Origin of the sequence: Streptomyces sp. NPDC050264, assembly GCF_040655895.1 — a bacterium.
In the GTDB taxonomy this organism is placed as follows: domain Bacteria; phylum Actinomycetota; class Actinomycetes; order Streptomycetales; family Streptomycetaceae; genus Streptomyces.
The window spans coordinates 87,981-104,980 of sequence record NZ_JBFAKV010000012.1 but is presented as its reverse complement, the minus strand read 5'-3'; the positions used below and the strand labels follow the sequence as shown (position 1 = coordinate 104,980).

The following is a 17,000-nucleotide window of genomic DNA, read 5'->3' as shown; positions in this document are numbered from 1 at the left end:
GAGGAAGACATCGTGAAGCGAGCCATACCCAGAGCGATACCTGTCGTCGCCTTCAGCCTCGTCGGACTGATCTCCGTCTGGCGCTACGAGCCCTCCGTCGGCGGCACGACAGCCGCCGCGGAGCCGACCCCGGCCCCCTCCGCGTCCGCCTCCGACTCCGCCCCCGCGGGTTCCTCGTCGTCGCAGGTGGTCACCGGGCCGACCGTGACGACGGAAAAGGGCCCGGTGCAGGTCCAGGTGACCCTCGAGGACGACGAGATCACCGCCGTGAAGCTGCTCCAGCAGCCCAACCACCCGCAGACGACGGCGGCCGTCCCGAAGCTGGTCGCGCAGACATTGAAGGCACAGAACGCCGACGTCGACACGGTCACCGGAGCGACGATCACCAGCGACGCCTACGCGGAATCCCTGCAGGCCGCCCTGGACGCGAAGGGTGCCTGACGTGCGACGCGTCGAGCACATCATGGGGTTCCCCGTCTCGCTGCGCATCGACGACGAGGACGTACCGGACCACGCCGTGGACGCGGCCTTCGCCTGGCTGCGCGAGGTCGACGAACGGTTCAGCCCCTTCAAGCCCGGCAGCGAGGTGTCGCGCTACGCCCGCGGCGAGCTGGAGCCGCACGAGCTGAGCGAGGAGCTCGTGGAGGTGCTCGACCTGTGTGAGCACTACCGCCTCGCCACGGGCGGCGCGTTCGACGTACGGCTGCCGGGGCGTGGGCTCGACCCCTGCGCGGTGGTCAAGGGCTGGTCGGTGCAGCGAGCCGCCCAGCTGCTGCGGGCGGCCGGCGCGCGGCGGTTCTGCCTCAACGCCGGCGGAGACGTCGTCACCTCCGGCGGGCCCTGGCGGGTAGGGGTACGGCACCCCGAACACGCCGACAAGCTGTGCACCGTACTGGAGTTGACCGACAGCGCGGTCGCCACCTCCGCCCGCTACGAGCGCGGCGACCACATCATCGACGGCCGTACCGGGCGCCCGGCGACGGAGTTGCTCAGCATGACGGTCGTGGCCGCGACCCTCACCGAGGCGGACTCGGTAGCCACCGCGGCGTTCGCGATGGGCGCCGAAGGCATCGAGTGGGCCGCGTCCCTGACGGGCTGCGAGGTGTTCGCGGTGGATGCCGGGGGACTGGTGCTGCGGACGGGCGGCTTCCCGTCCCTCACGGAGCCCGCTTCCGTCCCCTGACCTCACCGCGAGCCGACGGCACCTTCACCGGATCAGCGCGTGTTCAGTAGCTGAGATTCCGGGCCTTGTCCGCCGCGAACTCCTCGTCCCCGAGGAGCCCTTGGGCCTTGACCTCCGCGAGCGCGGAGAGCTGGGCGCGCGGTCCGTGGCGGTCGGCGGGGGAGTGGCCGCCGGTGCCTGAGCCGCTGCTTGCGCTGCTGACTGGTCCACCGGCGCCGGTTGCTGAGCCTACGCATCCGGCTGAAGTGCCCGTCTGAGCGGGCCGATTGGGCGGGATCTTCTGACCTGGGGCGCCCTTGCTGGTGCCCTGATCTGCATACTTCTTGGATGGACGGACCAAGGGACGGCTGGCGCAATACGACGCATGACTGGGCGAGCACGATCGACCATGCCCATCTTGCGTTCATCCGCCGGTGTGCAGCGATCTACGCCCCCGGCGGTGTCCGACACCTGATCCTGGAAGTCGTCGCCTACGCGGCCGACGAGGCTGAACGCAGCGGCGGCGGACACTGCCGCATCACGCTCCGTCCAGACGGTTCCCTGGCAGTCACCGATGACGGACGGGGCACCGACACTCGCTTCGACGAGCATGGGGAAGCCGTGAAGAAGCCGATCATGGCGACGAAGGACCTCCGCTTCTTCGACGGCGCCAAGGGTCTACTACTGCCTGACGAGCACCGCCGCCGGGGCATGTCCGTCGTCGCCGCTCTCAGCACCTGGCTGGTCCACACCAACCGCCGCCACAACGGGTCCTGGACTCAACGGTACGAACATGGTGTACCCACAACTGACTTGGCCCCGATCCCCGACGGCCCTGCGACGGGAACCACCGTCCACTTCCAGCCGGACAGGTCACTGCACACCCAGGGGAATACAACCACCGACGAACTGGCGCGGCTGACTGGGCAATGGCCGCACCTCTCTGTCGCCATCGATGACTGCCGCACCACCTGAAGCCTCAAGACCAGCCGTGCGGCGCCCGTCGACTCGCTTCGGCCCACCACGAGATCAGCTATCAGGCACCACCACTCAGGGTTGCGCGGTGAGTACCAAGAGAGCGATCTGTACCCGGTTGCGGACGTCCAGCTTGGCGTAAAGGCTGCTGATGTGTGCCTTGACCGTGGCGACGCCGATGTCGAGGCGTTGTGCGATGTCCCGGTTGTCCAGGCCCTCTGCGATGGCGCGGGCGGTCTCGTGTTCCCGCTGGGTCAGTGCGGTCATTTTCGCCCGTGCGATTTGGCGGGAGGAGTCGTGGGTGTGGGGAGAGTCCGTCGCGGTGGCCGCGGCGATCACCCGTGTCATGGCCGCGGGGGAGAGTACGGGTGTGCCGTCCGCGACGGTTCGTACCGCGTCGAGCATGTGTGTCGGCGGGGTGTCTTTGAGGACGAACCCGAGCGCCCCGGCGCGCAGTGCACCCAGTACCAGCCCGTCGGAGTCGAACGTGGTCAGCATGAGCACCCGAGGAGGTGCCGGTCGGCTGAGGAGTTCGCGGGTCGCGCTGAGACCGTCACGGCGGGGCATCCGAATGTCCATCAGCACGATGTCCGGTCGCTGCTCGTCCACCGCGGTGATCGCGGCGTCCCCGTCGGCGGCCTCGGCCACGACGGTCAGATCGGGCTCTGCGTCGATGATGAGCCGTAGCGCCATCCGTACGAGTTGTTCATCGTCGACGATGACGACACGCACCGGCTCCCGTCGGCTTCTCACTCAGGTGCTCTTTTCGTGGCGCGGCTGAGGCCAGGGCAATCGCGCGGTCAGGAGGTATCCGTTCCCGGTCGTGGGGTGATGAGCGAGTTCCCCACCCACCAGGGTGATGCGTTCCGAGAGGCCGAGCAGGCCGAATCCCGATGCCGGTGCTCCCGGAGGTGTCGCGGTGGCCGCGGAGTTGTGGACGCTGATACCGAGTGCACGGCCCGGACCTCCTTCGAGAGTGAGGCGTACGCGGGCCCCCGGGGCGTGCTTGGCGGCGTTGGTCAGTCCTTCCTGGACGATTCGGTAGCAGGTACGCCCGACGGATTCCGGGGGCGTTTCCGCCACGGAGTTGGTGAGCGTGACATCCAGCCCGGACGAGCGGGCTTCGGTGACCAGTTCGGGGACGCGGTCGAGGGAAGGCTGGGATGCCTCTGTCTGCTCCGGGTCTGCCCGGAGTACGCCAAGGACGTCGCGGAGTTCCTCAAGTGCCAGGTGGGAACTCTCGGCGATGCCGCGGACCAGCACACTGCTGTCCTCGGCAGTGAGGTCGCCGCGATGATCCAGCACCGCGGCCTGCATGGCGACCAGGGAGATCCGGTGGGCGAGCACGTCATGCATCTCGCGGGCGATCCGGTTGCGCTCCGTCGCCCGCGCCTGTGCCGCGCCGGCGGACCGTTCGCGTTCCGCGCTCTCCGCCTGCTTCTGCAGGGACCGCAACTCGGCGCGCCGCGCGCCGGTGGCCATGCCCACGGCCACCGCGATCCCCCCGGCCAGCGCCGGGAACATGAGCTGGACCCACCACATGCCCGGCGGGCTGAGGACCCAGTAAGGCGTGGGGACGAGCTGCGGCGCGGTGACGGATACCAGCACGGCGGCCCCGATCTCCACCGGCCGGCGCCGCGCGGAGAGTGAAACCAGGGCCAGCAGCGCGGCGCCGGTGGCGAGCGCCGAGACAGTCGCGGCAAGCGTGACCGCCAGGGCGACGGTCAGGGGGAACCGCCGCCGCCACCACAGCACGGTCAGACAGCCGAGAGCCACCAGCGGATCACCGACGCGGAACCAGGAATCAGGCCCGGTCATCTGTCCGTGATGCAACAGCACACCGGTGGCGAGCCAGACCGGTACGCCGACGGCAGCAGCCGCGGCCAGTCGCCAGACCTGCTGACGTCCCGCGAGGCGTGGCGCGAGGTCTGTTTTCACCGCTTCATTGTCGCGGGCGAACACCCCCCGGCACGTCAGACCAGAGGCTGAGACACCCCCGACCGGAGTCGAACCACGGTCTCACCCGCGGTCGAAGACGGTTCAGCCCGTGGGAACGACGCCACGGTGCCCTCCGACGGGAGACAGTCGTGCCAGGGCGAAATCAGCGGGCCGGGAAGAGGATCCGCGAGGAGCCGCTGATACCAACTGGCGGAGACGGTCCGGCCATCGGCGCACCTCCGCTCGTGCCCCGCGAAATCGCCGGTGCCGGCCCACTCCGCGCACACGAACCAACGGGCGCCGCGCGGCCCGGCCACCCGCGGAACGGCCCATCCCCCAACCGCTCCACCGGGGCCCTCGCGCGCCCCACAGAGAGGACATCAGATGCGCAGGAGGACAACCTTGTCCCTCGCCCTTGCCGCCACCGTGGTCGCCACGACCACGGCGGCCTGTTCCTCGGCCTCCTCGGCGTCCTCGGCGACCACGGCCTCCGAGACGGACTCCCTGCGCTGGGGCCCGTGCACCCAGAAGTCCGACGCGCAGAAGGGCGACACCGGCTCCAGTCTGAAGTGCGCCACACTCAAGGTTCCGCTGGACTACCGGCAGCCGGACGGCCGGAAGATCGAGATCGCGGTCTCCAAGCTGGCGAGCAAGGAGCCTTCGCAGCGCCGGGGCGTGCTGCTGACGAATCCGGGCGGTCCCGGATCACCTGGGCTCACGTATCCGGCCGTTCTCGCGGGTGCCAGGCTGCCGAAGAAGGTGCTCGACTCCTACGACGTGATCGGCTTCGACCCGCGCGGCGTGGGCCGCAGCGCTCCGGTGACCTGCGACCTGACGCCGAAACAGCAACAACGCGGCAACATCCCTCCCTACGCGCACACCGCGGCCGACGTCACGCGCGAGGCGGCCTCTGCGCGGACGGTCGCCCGGCAGTGCGCCACCTCGCGGAGCGCGTGGATGCTGCCGCACACCACCACCGCGAACACAGCGCGCGACATGGACCGGATGCGCAGGGCCTTGGGTGAGTCCAAGCTCTCGTACTTCGGTAGCTCGTACGGCTCCTCGCTCGGCGCTGTCTACGCGACGATGTTCCCCCGGCGCGGTGACCGGATCGTGCTCGACAGCAACCTCGGCCCGGGTGGCTACGACGTCACCGCGTTCCGGTCGCTGGCCCGGGGGATGGGGGACCGTTTCCCGGACTTCGCGGCGTTCGCGGCCAAGCACCCCGAATACGGGCTGGGCGCCACGCCCCGGCAGGTGACCGCGGAGTTCGACCGGATCGCCGAGCGGCTGGACGCCGAGCCGGTCGGCGGCATCGACGGTTCGCTCTTCCGCGGCATCACCCTGGAATACCTCTTCGTGGATGCGAATCTGCCTACGCTGGCGAAGACCTGGCGCGCCCTCGCCCGCGGCGAGCCTCTGCCGGGCGGCCCGCCACAGGGGGCCATCGAGAACCTTCTGGCCGGCCGCCACTACGTCATCTGTGCCGATTCCCGCTGGCCGGGGAGCGTTCAGGACTACCAGCGCGCTGCCGCACTCGACCGGCTCAGGTACCCCATGCTGGGCGGGTCCACCGGAAACATCACGCCCTGCGCGTTCTGGCCGCGCAAGTGAATGGAGCCGCCGGTGCGGATCACCGATCAGGGTCCGTCGAACGTACTCATGGTCCAGAACCAGCGCGACCCGGGTACGCCGCTGGCCGGAGCCCGGAAGCTACGGCGGGCGTTGGGTGAACGGGCCACCATGGTGACGGTCGACCAGGGCGGCCACGGTGTCTATCCCTTCGGCGGCAACACCTGCGCCAACGACACCACGACAGCGTTCCTGACCACCGGCAAGCGCCCGGCCGAGGACCGCGCGTGCACGGCCGAGCCGGGCAAGCGACCGGGGCGCCAAGCATGATCAAGGAGTGGCGGCACCGTCGGGCCGTGCGGCGTGTCCAACCCGGGGACGGGCGACCGCTGATGCGTTTCCGCTGGTGGCAGCTGATGTTCCGCGGCCTGTTCCACCTCCGGCTGGCGACCGGCGGTGGCGGGCAGGCGGTCTACACCGTGGACGTCAGGCATTGGATGAACCAGTCGTCCGGCAACGTCAAGGCCCATCTGTACCGTGACGGCAGGCTGCACGCCGAGTCCAAGCTCCCCGCGGTCTTCCCCGTACCGGGCGGGACCATCGAGGTGCGGATGAGCGGGTTCGGCTTCAGGCGCTGCCACTACGTCACTGACAAAGGCCCGGAGCACCAACTCGTCCCGGACCCCGCCTCCGCCGAAGGGCGCCGCGCGCGCATCGAGCACGCGCATCCCGCCCTGAGCCGGGCGATCCGTTTCTTCTCGGTGTGCGTGCTGCTCGCCTCGTTGCTCATCCTCATCCCGCAACTCCTCGAACAGCTCACCAAGTCCGAAGGCGTCGCTCGGCACACCGGCACCTTCACCGCCGCCCTCGACCTGCCGGCGTGGGGCAACGTCGCAATCACCCTGGCCACCCTGGTGGCCAGCACGGAACGGGCACTGCGCCTGCGCTTCAACTGGCTGCTCGACGGCGGGCCGGGATGACCCCGCCCCTGCCCGCCCTGCCGAGCGCACCGACAACGGCGCCATCCGGCCTGTGGGCGAGGCTGTTCATGGGTCGGCCTGCGCGTCAGCCGTCTGTCATGTGGGCGGTTGGGCAGAGCCTTTGCGGGCGTTCCGCCACGGCGGGGGCGACCGCGTCACCGATCGCGCCTCCGGTGGCATCGCGCACGGCCCGAGCCATGCGTCGGATCACGTCGCCTTCGAAGTCCACGGGAACGACTCCGTGCAGTGCGGCGGCACCGAGCTCCTCGTTGACGACCCGCAAGGCGGCGGAGGCCGCTGCCCCGTGCAGCCGCACCGTGAGGCCGTCGGCCGGGTGTCCCAACCGCTTCGCGATGACCACGGTCAGTTGGTGCTTCACGTGGTCACAGGCCATGAGCCAGGCTGTCCGGATCGACGGCTCGTGGTCCGCCAGCCGGATCATCTTGATCGCGAGCAAGGCGTCGGCGTGTTCCACGGCATCAGAGGCGTTCTCGTACCGAACGACCTCGGCAGCGAGATGATCCTCAAGGGAGAGGTGGCGCGGCCAGCTTCGCAGCGCGCTCATCTCCCATTCCACGCCTTGCGTCACGATGGGTTCGGCGCAGCTTTCCTTGCTGCGGAAGTGGCGCCAGATGGTGCGGGTGGACAGGCCCACCGCCTCGGCGATCCGGTCGCCGCTGGTGGCGTCCACGCCGTGTTCCCAGAACAGACGGGATGCCTCCCGGGAGATCTCCAGGCGCAGCCGGTGACGCCGCTGCTCGCTCATTCCGTTTCCGCCAGGCTTGCCCGTCGCCATGCCGGTCACCTCCGCTCGTTCCCTCCCAGTACGCCAGTGTCATATTGACGTTAAGTGACGCCCGGTGGCCGCGCGGGGCGGCTGGCCGGCAGGTGACCGGTACAGCGAGTGCCGTCGAGCGGCCGAGGGTGGCCTTGCGTTCAGGCCCGTTCCGCGCCGGCCTCCGGCTCGGCACAGGCTTCGGCCAGCACAGCGCCGATGTCTCCGACAAGACCGGCGACGGGCTCGTGCGTGAGCTCCGTCATCCGCAGCCGCCCGCCGACGGTGACGACGCCGAGCACGTGCTCCCCGCGCAGCTGGGTGATCTGCGCCGGGCCCCACAGGGCGGTGAGCGTGCCCGCACCGTGCCGACGCGGTTCTGCCACGCCGAGGTTGGTGATCTGGATGTCGGCCGCGGTGGCGGCGGCCATCATCGCCTCGGCCTCCGGCCCGCTCGCGGGGGCGTGTTCCGTCAGCTGGGCAGCACCGGCCTGGAGGACGTGCGGGGCGCGCTGGCGCATGAGCGACTCGCGGGTGCTACGGGCGAGCTTCCAGAAGTCGTCGGCCTCGTGCGCCTCGCTCGAAGTCCGGGCCCCGACAAAGCGGTTGACCACCTCGTCGGGCAGGTCGCAGGCCCGGCGCAGGTCCACCGGAGTCAGCACCCGTACGAACTCCCGGCCACGCCGGTGGAACACCACCGCGGCGGCGGCGCAGAGCGCGGCGTGCACCGAGGCGCTCTCCCGGCGGCAGCGGTGGACGAGTCGGGTCGTCAGCTCCTGGTCCAGCGCCAGAGCCTGAAGGTGCGGCAAGTGCCCCGAGAACGCGGCGAGTTCACCGGTCGCGCTCATGCGCGGATCGTCGGGTTGCGCGGCGGCGACCACGGTGCCGGGCGGCGTGATGACGCGGGCGAGGAGGGCTTCCTGCGCCTCGGGGACACCACCGGGCACCTGCTCCTCGCCGTCCAAGGCCGCCACCAGGTCCAGCATCGCCCGCAACCCGCCCACCCCGTCGGTGATCTGGTGGGCGAACGTGAGCACGATGTCGCACCGCCGGCCCCGCGGCAGAAGGGCGGCGCGCACCAGAGGCCCTGGGGCCGAAGGGATCGGCCGGGTCTGCTCGGCGGCCACGACGGCCTGCCAGGGCGTGCTCTCGGGCAGCGTCGTCACCGGGCTCACGCGGTCGGTCCACCGGTACACGGCCTCGGGCGCGGCGCGGTCCACCGTCACCGCGAGCAGCGGGTGCCGTAGCCGCAGCTTCGCCAGCGCCGCGGTCAACTCGGCCTCCGGTACGGGCCGGTCGATTTCTGCGACCAGGGAGAACTGCAGGGGGTTCTGGCGCATGTAGAAGTCGATGGTCCGCTCGAAACCGCCCAGTGGTCGAACGACTCCTTCTCGGCTCGTGGTCACTACGTCTTCCCTTCTTTCCGGGGGAGGAGCGGGCGTCGTCGTCGGTCCCGTGCACCGGGGCCAATCTGATGTCGGTGCGCACGAACACGTAGCAGCGGATCGCAGTGCCCTCCTGCGTGGAGGACGGTCATCCATCACCGGGGCCGGTGTGCCCGAGGGGTATGTGCCGTCGCCGCCTGCCAGGCGGGGACGGCACACACCGCGGAGGTCAGGCGCGCTTGGCGGGCAGCAGGCCGATGGCCACGAGCCGCTTGTTCGAGCGCCGGGCGGCCCAGGCGACCACCACGAGGGCCAGCGCGAGCAGCGGGAAGCCCATGGCGATCTTGGCGAAGCCCAGCGAGCCGACCTGGTCGGTCGCGTAGAAGTACTGCTGGACGGCGAACCGGGCGCCGAAGACGGCGGCCAGCACCAGGGTGGCGACGTCGTAGTAGAGCCGCGAGCGCTTGTCCGCGCGCCAGATGGTGCCCTTGCCGGTGGCCGCGTTCCAGATCACGCCGGCCAGAGGCCACCGCGCCAGGACGGAGAGAAGGAAGAGGACGGCGCCGGCCAGGCTCGCCCAGATACCGATGAGGAAGTAGTCCTTGGCGGAGCCGGTGAACCAGACGAGGCCGGCGGCGATCGCGACGCCGAACACGCCGCCGATCGCGGGCTGCACCGACTCCTTGCGCACCAGGCGCTCCACGCCGATGGCTACCGCGACGGCAAGGGCGGTGATGACCGCCACCCGCAGTCCGCCGACGCTGTTGGCGACGACGAATGCCACCACGGGCAGCGCCGAGTAGACGATCCCCTTGGTGCCTCCGGCCTGGTCGAGGACCGAAGGCTGCTGTCGTGGCGCCGTCTGCTCCGCCTGCGTGTCGGACTCTGTCTCCAGGAAGCTCTTGGTCTTCATGGTGGTCAGTTCTCCCGAGTTCGTCTGGGGGCGAGATGCAATGTCACCGAGTCACTAAGTGCTAGCTTGACATTAAGTGACACGCATGGCCACCCCTCGCGGTGTGACGTGAGTCACTAAGTGACATTCGCCGGACCGTCCGCCCTCTCGCTCGAGGCGCTCGCGCTTCTCCTACTCCGAACCGTGGGCCTCAATCGCGACATCGCAATGCCGCCTCGGCGGCCGGAAGTTGGGCGAGGGCCCACTTGTACCCTTGTGTCACTTAGTGACAATGTCATTAAGTGACACAAGGGTGCTTGACCTCGCCTCTTTGTGACACCGGGTGCTGACCACAGGAAGGAACGACATGGCATTGCCAGCGACCATCTCCGTCGAGGAGTTCTTCGAGCCGCCGACCCGCGCGAAGGCGACGCTCTCGCCGGACGGCAGGAAAATGGCGTACCTGGCGCTGTGGAAGAACCGCATGAACGTCTGGATCGAAAGCGTCGACGCGCCGGGGGACGCCCGGCGAAAGCCGCCTGCTCCACCGGGCGAAGCCGCACCTGGACCCCGAGTCCCTCGCCCCGATGCGACCGGTGTCGATCACCTCCCGCGACGGTCTGACACTGCCCTCGCACCTGACGCTGCCGGTCGGTGTCGAGCCGTCCCGGCTGCCGCTCGTGCTGTTCGTCCACGGCGGCCCCTGGAGCCGGGACAGCTGGGGGTATCACCCCGCCGCGCAGCTCTTCGCCAACCGCGGCCGTGCGGTGCTGCAGGTCGACTTCCGGGGCTCCACCGGCTACGCCAAGGCCGGTATCGGGGAGTTCGCGGGCAAGATGCACGACGACCTCATCGACGCCGCGCGGTGGGCGGTCGACCAGGGGTACGCCGACCCGGAGCGCGTGGCGATCATGGGCGGCTCCTACGGCGGTTACGCGTCACTGGTCGGCGTCACCTTCACCCCGGACGTCTTCGCCGCCGCGATCGACGTCGTCGGCATCTCGGACCTGGCCAACTTCATGCGCAGCCAGCCCGAGTTCGTCAAACCGATGCTCGCCCACAACTGGTTCACGTACGTCGGTGACCCGGCCGACCCGGAGCAGGAGGCCGACATGCCGGCCGCTCGCCGATCAGCCGCGTCGACCGGATCCGGACACCGCTGATGGTGGTGCACGGCGCCAACGACGCCCGCGTCGTCCTCGCCGAGTCCGGCCAACTCGTCGAGGCCCTGCGCGCACGAGGCGTCCCCGTCGAGTACACCGTCATGAAGGACGAGGGCCACGCCATCGAGAACCCGCAGAACGTGATCGCCCTCTACACGTCGGCGGAGCGCTTCCTGGCCGAACACCTGGGCTTCGCAACCCACTTCGAGGCCGACAAGTCATGAAACCCCGCACCCACTCCATGGGAGACAACATGCCCCAGACGACCCGGACACTGCCCCAACGGCTTTACCTGCTCTGCTACACCGTGGACCAGGGCAAGTTCCAGCTCGACAACCTCCAGGGCCGTGGCCAGTTGCTGCGTGCCGGCGCCCTGACCGAGCTGGCTCGCGACGGGCTGCTCGACGCTACGGGAGGGAAGGTGTTCCGCAGGCCCGGGAAGGCACCGGACGACTCCTTCGCCGCCGCGGTCTGGAGCGACCTGCCCGACAGCAAGCCGAAGGGCTGGCTCCAGTTCGTGCACAACAAGGCCCACACCGCGGAGACTCCGGTCCGCGACCAACTCTCCGCCACGGGAGCGGTCACCGTCTCCCGCGGCAAGGTGATGGGAATCATCCCGGCCGACCGTGTCACCGTCTCCCACCCGGAGGAGGTGCGCGCCCTCCAGAACCGAGTACGCGACACCGTGCTCGGCGGAGCCGACCCGGCGTCGGTCCCGTTGGAGGAGCTGACCATGGCCGTGTTCGCGGCCGAGCTCGAGGTGACGTGCGTGTGGAGCCGCGGAGACCGCCACACCCACAAGAAAGCGCTCAAGGCGCTCGCCGCGCGGTTCGACGAAATCGTCCCCGGCCTGCGCAAGGCGCTGCGCGACTCGTACCTGTCGAGCCGGGCGGTCGGCGGCGGCTGGAGCGCCTATTAGGCACGCGGTCAGACGGCCCCGCTCCTGGGTCGTCTGCACCGACTACGACTTGTGGGGCAGCAAGGTCTGCGGACCTCGCCCGCTTGTCGAGGCGCTACTCCAGGACCCCGAGATCGAAGCCGTTCGTCCGCCCTGGACCAGCTAGGGCTGGCGGCTCGCCGGGTTGGATCTGGCTGCGGGGCGCGGTGGCGTCCGCCCATGTTTTTCTGGAAGCGGAGGCGTATCGACTCAGACGAGTCGTCCGAGACTACCGAGCAGCTTCAACTGCGAGCCTGGCCTGCTCCGTTCCCGCACCTCACAACATCAAGCGGTGGGCACAGCCCGAGACATAGCACCTAACCTCGCGCTTTCGTCAGCGCGCTCGTCCATACCTTGACCGAATAAGCGAACAGTGCCACTGAGCTGAAACGATGTGATTCATCCAGGGTTCTGTCAGCAGCACGGGGAGAAGCACTCCACCCGTGTGCCCGTGTCGAGGCTGGACGCAGCGAAGCGGGCTCACCGGTCGGGGCGGGAGTCGTTCTTCTCGGCGGTCCTGAGGTGGGTGTCGAACCAGTCGATCGCGACCGTGGAAGAGAGTTCGAACTGCTGGATGTAGGACAAGAAGTGGTTGCCGTCCGTGAGGACGAGCTTCTTCGGTTCGCGGGCGCGGTTGAAGCCGTTGAGGGCAAGGTCGGCGGGGGCGACGTCGTCGCCCTTGGCCACGAGCATCAGCAGGGGGGTGGGGGCGATGCGGGAGATCCACTGACCGGGTTCGTAGGCGCGGGCGCGGCGGTTGGACTGAAGGGTCACCTCGTTCGTCCACGTGTCGTCCGGTGCCCGGTGCAGGTAGAAGTCGGCCGCGCCCTTCTGTGGGTAGACCGCCGGGGAGCCATGGCTCGTGTCGGTGTCGACGAAAGGTACGTAGACGGGCGGCTTGCCGGCCAGCTGGTCGCGTTCGTCCTGGTGGAAGCGCTCTTCCAGGGCGCGTACCTCGTGGGGCGGGACGCGGCGCAGTCCGGTCTCATAGCCGCTGACGGTGGGGGACTGGGCGTAAACGGCTTTGATGCGGCGGTCGGTGGCCCCGAGGACCAGGGCGTGACCACCGGCGTAGCTGAATCCCCAGATGCCGATACGCTGTTCGTCGATTTCTCCGCGTGTGCCGAGGTAGGTGATCGCCCATCGCCAGTCCGCGATCTGCTGGTAGGGGTCGATGTCCTGGCGGGGTGTGCCGCCGCTGTCGCCGAAGTTGCGATGATCGTGGAGGAGAACCGCGTAGCCGGCCTCGCTGAAGCGACGGGCTGTGTGCTCGATGCTGTGGTGGCGGGTGCCGCCGAAACCGTGGGCCATGGTGATGGCGGGCAACGGCTTTTCGGCGTTCTCGGGAAGGAACAGCCAGGCGGCCAGTTCGATGCCGTCGGGCAGGGGAATGCGTACGTCGATGCGCTCAACCATGGCGGGCACTCCTTCAAGGGATCTCTGTTCGTGCGTCGTGGTGTCGCGGCCGCTCAGGTCTGAATGAATTCCTACGTCCGCTTGAGGCTCGGTGGCGCCGCGTTCGGCTCGGATTTCTCACGGCCTGCCCGCCTGCGTTCACGACCCCGACGGCATGGACGTCATGTTCTTTCCCGTGCTGTGCGCCGCAGGCGGATCGATCGCGAGCGCATGCGTGAGGGGTTCCTCCGAGGCCGGGTCACCACCATGAAGGGGGCAGCCACGAGGGCCGCCCCAAATCGTCGAGGTCGGCATACCCGCGGCTTCGCCTCGGCTTTGAGGGCATCCGTCCCGTGCGCCGCGAGAATTCTCGGTCCTGAGACCGACAAGAATCCGTCGATGTCTCTCTGCAGCGTGCCAGGAGCGTTCTTCAGCGGACTGGGTGGTTCCCTGCCCATACCGCGGGGGTTCGGCCTGACCACGGACTTGCCTGTTCGAGTTGTCCGGCGAGGCGGAAGAGCCGGCTTTCCAGGCCGTATCCGGCGGCGAACTGCATACCGACCGGGAGCCCCGTCCCGGCGTCGGCCGTCACGGGTACGGACATGGCGGGCGTGCCCGCCACGTTGAACGGCATGGTGAACGGCGACAGGTCATGGATGCGCTCGATCCAGCCGAGACCGTCCAGTGTCTCCGCACCCTCGGTGTGGGTGCCCAGAAGCACGGGAGGCTCCGGCAGGGTCGGCGTGAGGAGGATGTCGTACGCGTCGAAGTACCGCGCCAGGCTTCGGGCCACCCGGTTTCGCATCGCGAGGGCGGTGAGGAACTGCGCGCCGCCGACCCGCTGCCCGTAGTGGTAGCCGGCGAGGGTCGTCGGCTCAAGGGTCGAGGAGTCGACGGGACGGTCGAAGGCGGCGGCCAGCTCGTCGACCAGGGTGGTGAGGTTCACCGTCATGAGCCGGGCGTTGGCGAGGACGAATTCCTCCCAGTCGGCGCCGAGGCCGACCTCGGCCTCCTCCACCTGGTGACCGAGGGATTCGAGCAACCGCACGGTGCGGGAGAGGGCGTCGGTCACCGGTGCGGTAGTACGGCGTCCGCCCCACGCCTGGGTGAGGACACCGATCCGCAACGAGCCCGGATGACGGGTGACTTCCTCCGCATACGGCCGTGACGGCTGCTGGGCGAAGTAGGGGTCGCCCGATTCCGGGCCGCGTATCTGGTCGAGCAGTACCGCACTGTCGCGTACGGTGCGGCTGACGCTGCCGTGCACGGCCAGGCCGTTGAAGACCTCGTCGACGTCGGGCCCCATGGAGACCCGGCCACGGGTGGGCTTGATCCCGAAGAGGCCGTTGTAGGCGGCGGGGATACGGAGCGATCCGGCGGCGTCGGTGCCATGGGCGACCGGGACCACCCCGGCGGCGACAGCGGCGGCCGCGCCTCCACTGGATCCGCCCGCGCTGCGCTCCAGGTCCCACGGGTTGCGGGTCGCGCCGTACAACGCTGATTCCGTCGAGATGCCATAGGCCATCTCCGGTGTCGCGGTGCGCCCGAACGTCACGAGGCCCGCGCGCCGGAAGCGCTGCATCAGCGAGGAGTCGGCGCCGGCGACGTTACCGGCCGCCAGGCGGCTTCCCAGCTCCGTACGCTTCCCGGCCATGGCCACCGCGATGTCTTTGATCAGAAAAGGGACGCCGGCCAGTGGTGTGCTGACGGGGACGGGTTCGTCGTCGGTCGGCCAGGTCTCCACGACGGCGTTGATCCGCGGATCAACTGCCTGCACGGCCTCGCGTGCGGCTGCCTCCAGTTCGGCGGGGAGTACCTCGCCCTTGGCCACCAGCTCCGCCAGCCCGACCGCGTCGAAGCTCACGTACTCAGAAACTCTCACTGCCACTCCCTGACAAGAACGATACCTTCGAGTGCCGAACGATACCCTACGGTATCGAAGGGGTCGGACTGGTACCGTGAGAGAGGTGGTGAACCGCACGATCGACCGGAGTGACGGAGTAGTCATGGCATCGACCCTCAGAAGGCCAAGCAGAGTGGCGAAGCTGCCGCCTCGTGAGCGCATTCTCGACGCCGCCGAAGAGCTCTTCCAGAGGGAAGGGATCCGGCAGGTGGGGGTCCAGGCGATCGCCGACAAGGCCGAGACCACCAAAATGGCGATCTACCGGCACTTCGAGACCAAAGACGCGCTGGTCGCGGAGTGGCTGCGGATTGTCGCCGCGGACTATCAGGCGGCCTTCGACCGCGTGGAAACCGAATACCCCGGCCGGCCCGAGGAGCAGATTCTGGGCCTGGCCCGCTTCATCGCCGAGGGGCTGCCGACGATCTCATACAGGGGCTGCCCGTTCGTCAACTCCCTCGCCGAGCTGCCCGACCGTCTTCATCCGGCACGGCAAGTGATCGAGGACCACAAGGCCCACCAGGCCCGCAGGCTGATCGGCATGTGCACCGAAGCCCAGATGCCCGACCCCGGACAGGCCGCGGCCGAGATCACCTTCGTACTCGAAGGGGCGCAGGTCAGCACACAGAACGGAAGCATCGATCAGACGGGAGACCGCCTGATGAAGATCGTCGAGGGAATCGTGGACCGGCACCGCTCCCACCTCGGCGCATACGGGGCGGCCAACTGACCGCCCGCGCCGCCCGCCCGACCACCGCTCAACGTGGGCATGCGAGTGTGGCCTGGCGCGCCTGCTCACCTTTCTGACAGCCCGGCGCTCCCGACTGGCTCCACAGTCTCCAACTCCACGGCGGTGTCAGTCGCTTGACGTCTCTCCCGTGATCGTCGGATCAGCCGCCGGATTCACACTCCCGGTCAGGCCGTGGGCGATGGCCCGGCCGGTCACGGGGGCAGTGAGGTAGCGGCTCATGGAATGCATCTCGGTACCGTTGTCGATCTCGTGGTCGTCGATCTGTGGGCCGAAGCGCGGAGCCAGATCTTTGACCAGGGCGACGATGTCGCTCGCGTCGGCAATGTTCGTCCAGTTCTGAATCCCGGACGGCCAGACGCCGTTGCCTCGCTGGGGCGCTGGGATCAGCCGATCGAAAATCAGGCCGCGCAGGCCCAGGGGAGAGCCGAGAGTGACCAGCGTCGGGATCCGCCACTCGGGATGCGCTGCCCGCACCGTCTCGTTGCACAGCAGCTCGTATGCCGCCACACTGCCCAGTGAGTGCCCCACCAGGACACGCGTGTCCGGCCCGATGGCCCGGGCGACCGCTTCCTGGATGCGGTCCCTGAGGCCGGGCTCGTTGAAATACCGGTGAACCTGCTTGAGCCCAAAGATCAACAGGGGTTCGGCGACGCGGGCGAAGTAGGGCGCGTGCGTCAGCGCGTTGAGAGCGCGGCGCACCATGGGGCGTTTCAGCGGGCGGCCGGCCAGATAGCCGGCGGCCCCGCGGGACTTCGCGTCGGGCCCAAGGACCTCCGGGTGGATCCGCGCCGCCTCCAGCCACCACTCAAGGAGCAACTGCGACTCGTAGCCGGGTTCGATATCCGCTTCGTCATAGGCCGGGACCGACGTCGCGCGGGTGCCCGGTCGTACGAATGTATCGCCGTAGAAGGCGCAGGTGATGTCGTCATCGCCCAGTGCCGGTCCGGCCGGGCCGACGGCGGCAGTCACGCCGTCGCGCAGGGCGGGTGCGACCGAGGTGAGGAGGGACCGGGGTCCTTTGTACTGCTGGGACATCCCGTGGACCACTGCGATCCGAGCCATGTGTACCCCTCGGACATCCGTCGAGGCGGTCGCCTTTCGAAGCGCTGAGCGACGACTATAGTCGCTGTCGCACGGCTATGTGACGTTTTGTCAAATCCAATGTCCGGCAAGGG

Annotated in this window: 16 protein-coding genes and 1 pseudogene; 9 read left to right on the top strand and 8 right to left on the bottom strand. The window is 69.0% G+C overall.

The genetic code is table 11. The annotated features are described in order from the left end of the window. Positions 1-12: 12 nt before the first annotated feature. From AB0J02_RS22715 to AB0J02_RS22705, 3 genes are all read left to right on the top strand, one after another. Positions 13-441, top strand: a complete 429-nt coding sequence (locus AB0J02_RS22715) for an FMN-binding protein (protein WP_363195551.1) — start codon at positions 13-15, stop codon at positions 439-441. 1 nt (position 442) lies between these two features. Then, positions 443-1,183, top strand: coding sequence for an FAD:protein FMN transferase (locus AB0J02_RS22710; RefSeq protein ID WP_363195550.1), 741 nt, complete (start codon positions 443-445; stop codon positions 1,181-1,183). Positions 1,184-1,510: 327 nt separating this feature from the next. Next, on the top strand, positions 1,511-2,137 hold the full coding sequence (locus AB0J02_RS22705) for an ATP-binding protein (protein WP_363195549.1): 627 nt from the start codon (positions 1,511-1,513) through the stop codon (positions 2,135-2,137). 75 nt (positions 2,138-2,212) lie between these two features. Here the strand turns inward: AB0J02_RS22705 and AB0J02_RS22700 are convergent, their stop codons facing one another. Both AB0J02_RS22700 and AB0J02_RS22695 read right to left on the bottom strand, forming a co-directional pair. Further along, positions 2,213-2,890 carry a response regulator transcription factor gene (locus AB0J02_RS22700; RefSeq protein ID WP_363195548.1) on the bottom strand — a complete coding sequence of 226 codons (678 nt, stop codon included), beginning with the start codon at positions 2,888-2,890 and terminating at the stop codon, positions 2,213-2,215. Continuing rightward, positions 2,891-4,075, bottom strand: a complete 1,185-nt coding sequence (locus AB0J02_RS22695; RefSeq protein ID WP_363195547.1) for a histidine kinase — start codon at positions 4,073-4,075, stop codon at positions 2,891-2,893. Between the two features lie 384 nt (positions 4,076-4,459). Between AB0J02_RS22695 and AB0J02_RS22690 the strand changes: the two are divergent. Together AB0J02_RS22690 and AB0J02_RS22685 are read left to right on the top strand one after the other, a co-directional pair. Then, a pseudogene (locus tag AB0J02_RS22690) lies at positions 4,460-5,977 on the top strand (alpha/beta hydrolase). Continuing rightward, positions 5,974-6,627, top strand: a complete 654-nt coding sequence (locus AB0J02_RS22685; protein ID WP_363195546.1) for a hypothetical protein — start codon at positions 5,974-5,976, stop codon at positions 6,625-6,627. Before AB0J02_RS22690 ends, AB0J02_RS22685 begins: the two are co-directional and overlap by 4 nt. 85 nt (positions 6,628-6,712) lie before the next feature. On the opposite strand, the gene AB0J02_RS22680 is transcribed toward AB0J02_RS22685, so the two are convergent. The 3 genes from AB0J02_RS22680 to AB0J02_RS22670 all read right to left on the bottom strand — a co-directional run bounded on the left by AB0J02_RS22680 (position 6,713) and on the right by AB0J02_RS22670 (position 9,700). Then, positions 6,713-7,423, bottom strand: a complete 711-nt coding sequence (locus AB0J02_RS22680; RefSeq protein WP_363195545.1) for a TetR family transcriptional regulator — start codon at positions 7,421-7,423, stop codon at positions 6,713-6,715. 140 nt (positions 7,424-7,563) lie between these two features. Then, positions 7,564-8,808: a peptide synthetase gene (locus tag AB0J02_RS22675; RefSeq protein ID WP_363195544.1), complete on the bottom strand. Its 1,245-nt coding sequence runs from the start codon at positions 8,806-8,808 to the stop codon at positions 7,564-7,566. Positions 8,809-9,016: 208 nt separating this feature from the next. Then, entirely contained in the window at positions 9,017-9,700 is a 684-nt protein-coding gene (locus AB0J02_RS22670; RefSeq protein ID WP_363195543.1) for a DUF3159 domain-containing protein, read from the bottom strand. A 575-nt stretch (positions 9,701-10,275) separates the two neighbouring features. On the opposite strand from AB0J02_RS22670, the gene AB0J02_RS22665 reads away from it, so the two are divergent. Genes AB0J02_RS22665 through AB0J02_RS22655 form a run of 3 tightly spaced genes read left to right on the top strand, consistent with a single transcriptional unit; the run spans position 10,276 to position 11,761 of the window. Continuing rightward, positions 10,276-10,842: an alpha/beta fold hydrolase gene (locus tag AB0J02_RS22665; protein WP_363195542.1), complete on the top strand. Its 567-nt coding sequence runs from the start codon at positions 10,276-10,278 to the stop codon at positions 10,840-10,842. Continuing rightward, entirely contained in the window at positions 10,842-11,066 is a 225-nt protein-coding gene (locus AB0J02_RS22660) for a prolyl oligopeptidase family serine peptidase (RefSeq protein WP_363195541.1), read from the top strand. Before AB0J02_RS22665 ends, AB0J02_RS22660 begins: the two co-directional genes overlap by 1 nt. Positions 11,067-11,095: 29 nt before the next feature. Further along, entirely contained in the window at positions 11,096-11,761 is a 666-nt protein-coding gene (locus tag AB0J02_RS22655; RefSeq protein WP_363195540.1) for a GPP34 family phosphoprotein, read from the top strand. A gap of 498 nt (positions 11,762-12,259) precedes the next feature. On the opposite strand, the gene AB0J02_RS22650 is transcribed toward AB0J02_RS22655, so the two are convergent. Continuing rightward, positions 12,260-13,195, bottom strand: coding sequence for an alpha/beta hydrolase (locus AB0J02_RS22650; protein ID WP_363195539.1), 936 nt, complete (start codon positions 13,193-13,195; stop codon positions 12,260-12,262). A 409-nt stretch (positions 13,196-13,604) separates the two neighbouring features. Beyond that, the gene (locus tag AB0J02_RS22645) at positions 13,605-15,056 is read right to left on the bottom strand and encodes an amidase (protein WP_363195538.1); all 1,452 of its coding nucleotides are present in this window, start codon (positions 15,054-15,056) and stop codon (positions 13,605-13,607) included. Between the two features lie 124 nt (positions 15,057-15,180). On the opposite strand from AB0J02_RS22645, the gene AB0J02_RS22640 reads away from it, so the two are divergent. Beyond that, the gene (locus tag AB0J02_RS22640) at positions 15,181-15,804 is read left to right on the top strand and encodes a TetR/AcrR family transcriptional regulator (protein WP_363195537.1); all 624 of its coding nucleotides are present in this window, start codon (positions 15,181-15,183) and stop codon (positions 15,802-15,804) included. Positions 15,805-15,930: 126 nt separating this feature from the next. Here the strand turns inward: AB0J02_RS22640 and AB0J02_RS22635 are convergent, their stop codons facing one another. Next, positions 15,931-16,887: an antibiotic ABC transporter ATP-binding protein gene (locus AB0J02_RS22635; RefSeq protein WP_363195536.1), complete on the bottom strand. Its 957-nt coding sequence runs from the start codon at positions 16,885-16,887 to the stop codon at positions 15,931-15,933. Positions 16,888-17,000 lie beyond the last annotated feature (113 nt).

Bases quoted from the DNA above. Each gene is read 5' to 3' on its own strand.
- AB0J02_RS22705 (WP_363195549.1), top strand. From the start codon at position 1,511: ATGGACGGACCAAGGGACGGCTGGCGCAATACGACGCATGACTGGGCG.
- AB0J02_RS22685 (WP_363195546.1), top strand. From the start codon at position 5,974: ATGATCAAGGAGTGGCGGCACCGTCGGGCCGTGCGGCGTGTCCAACCC.
- AB0J02_RS22680 (WP_363195545.1), bottom strand. From the start codon at position 7,423: ATGGCGACGGGCAAGCCTGGCGGAAACGGAATGAGCGAGCAGCGGCGT.
- AB0J02_RS22670 (WP_363195543.1), bottom strand. From the start codon at position 9,700: ATGAAGACCAAGAGCTTCCTGGAGACAGAGTCCGACACGCAGGCGGAG.
- AB0J02_RS22660 (WP_363195541.1), top strand. From the start codon at position 10,842: ATGGTGGTGCACGGCGCCAACGACGCCCGCGTCGTCCTCGCCGAGTCC.
- AB0J02_RS22655 (WP_363195540.1), top strand. From the start codon at position 11,096: ATGCCCCAGACGACCCGGACACTGCCCCAACGGCTTTACCTGCTCTGC.
- AB0J02_RS22650 (WP_363195539.1), bottom strand. From the start codon at position 13,195: ATGGTTGAGCGCATCGACGTACGCATTCCCCTGCCCGACGGCATCGAA.
- AB0J02_RS22640 (WP_363195537.1), top strand. From the start codon at position 15,181: ATGGCATCGACCCTCAGAAGGCCAAGCAGAGTGGCGAAGCTGCCGCCT.
- AB0J02_RS22635 (WP_363195536.1), bottom strand. From the start codon at position 16,887: ATGGCTCGGATCGCAGTGGTCCACGGGATGTCCCAGCAGTACAAAGGA.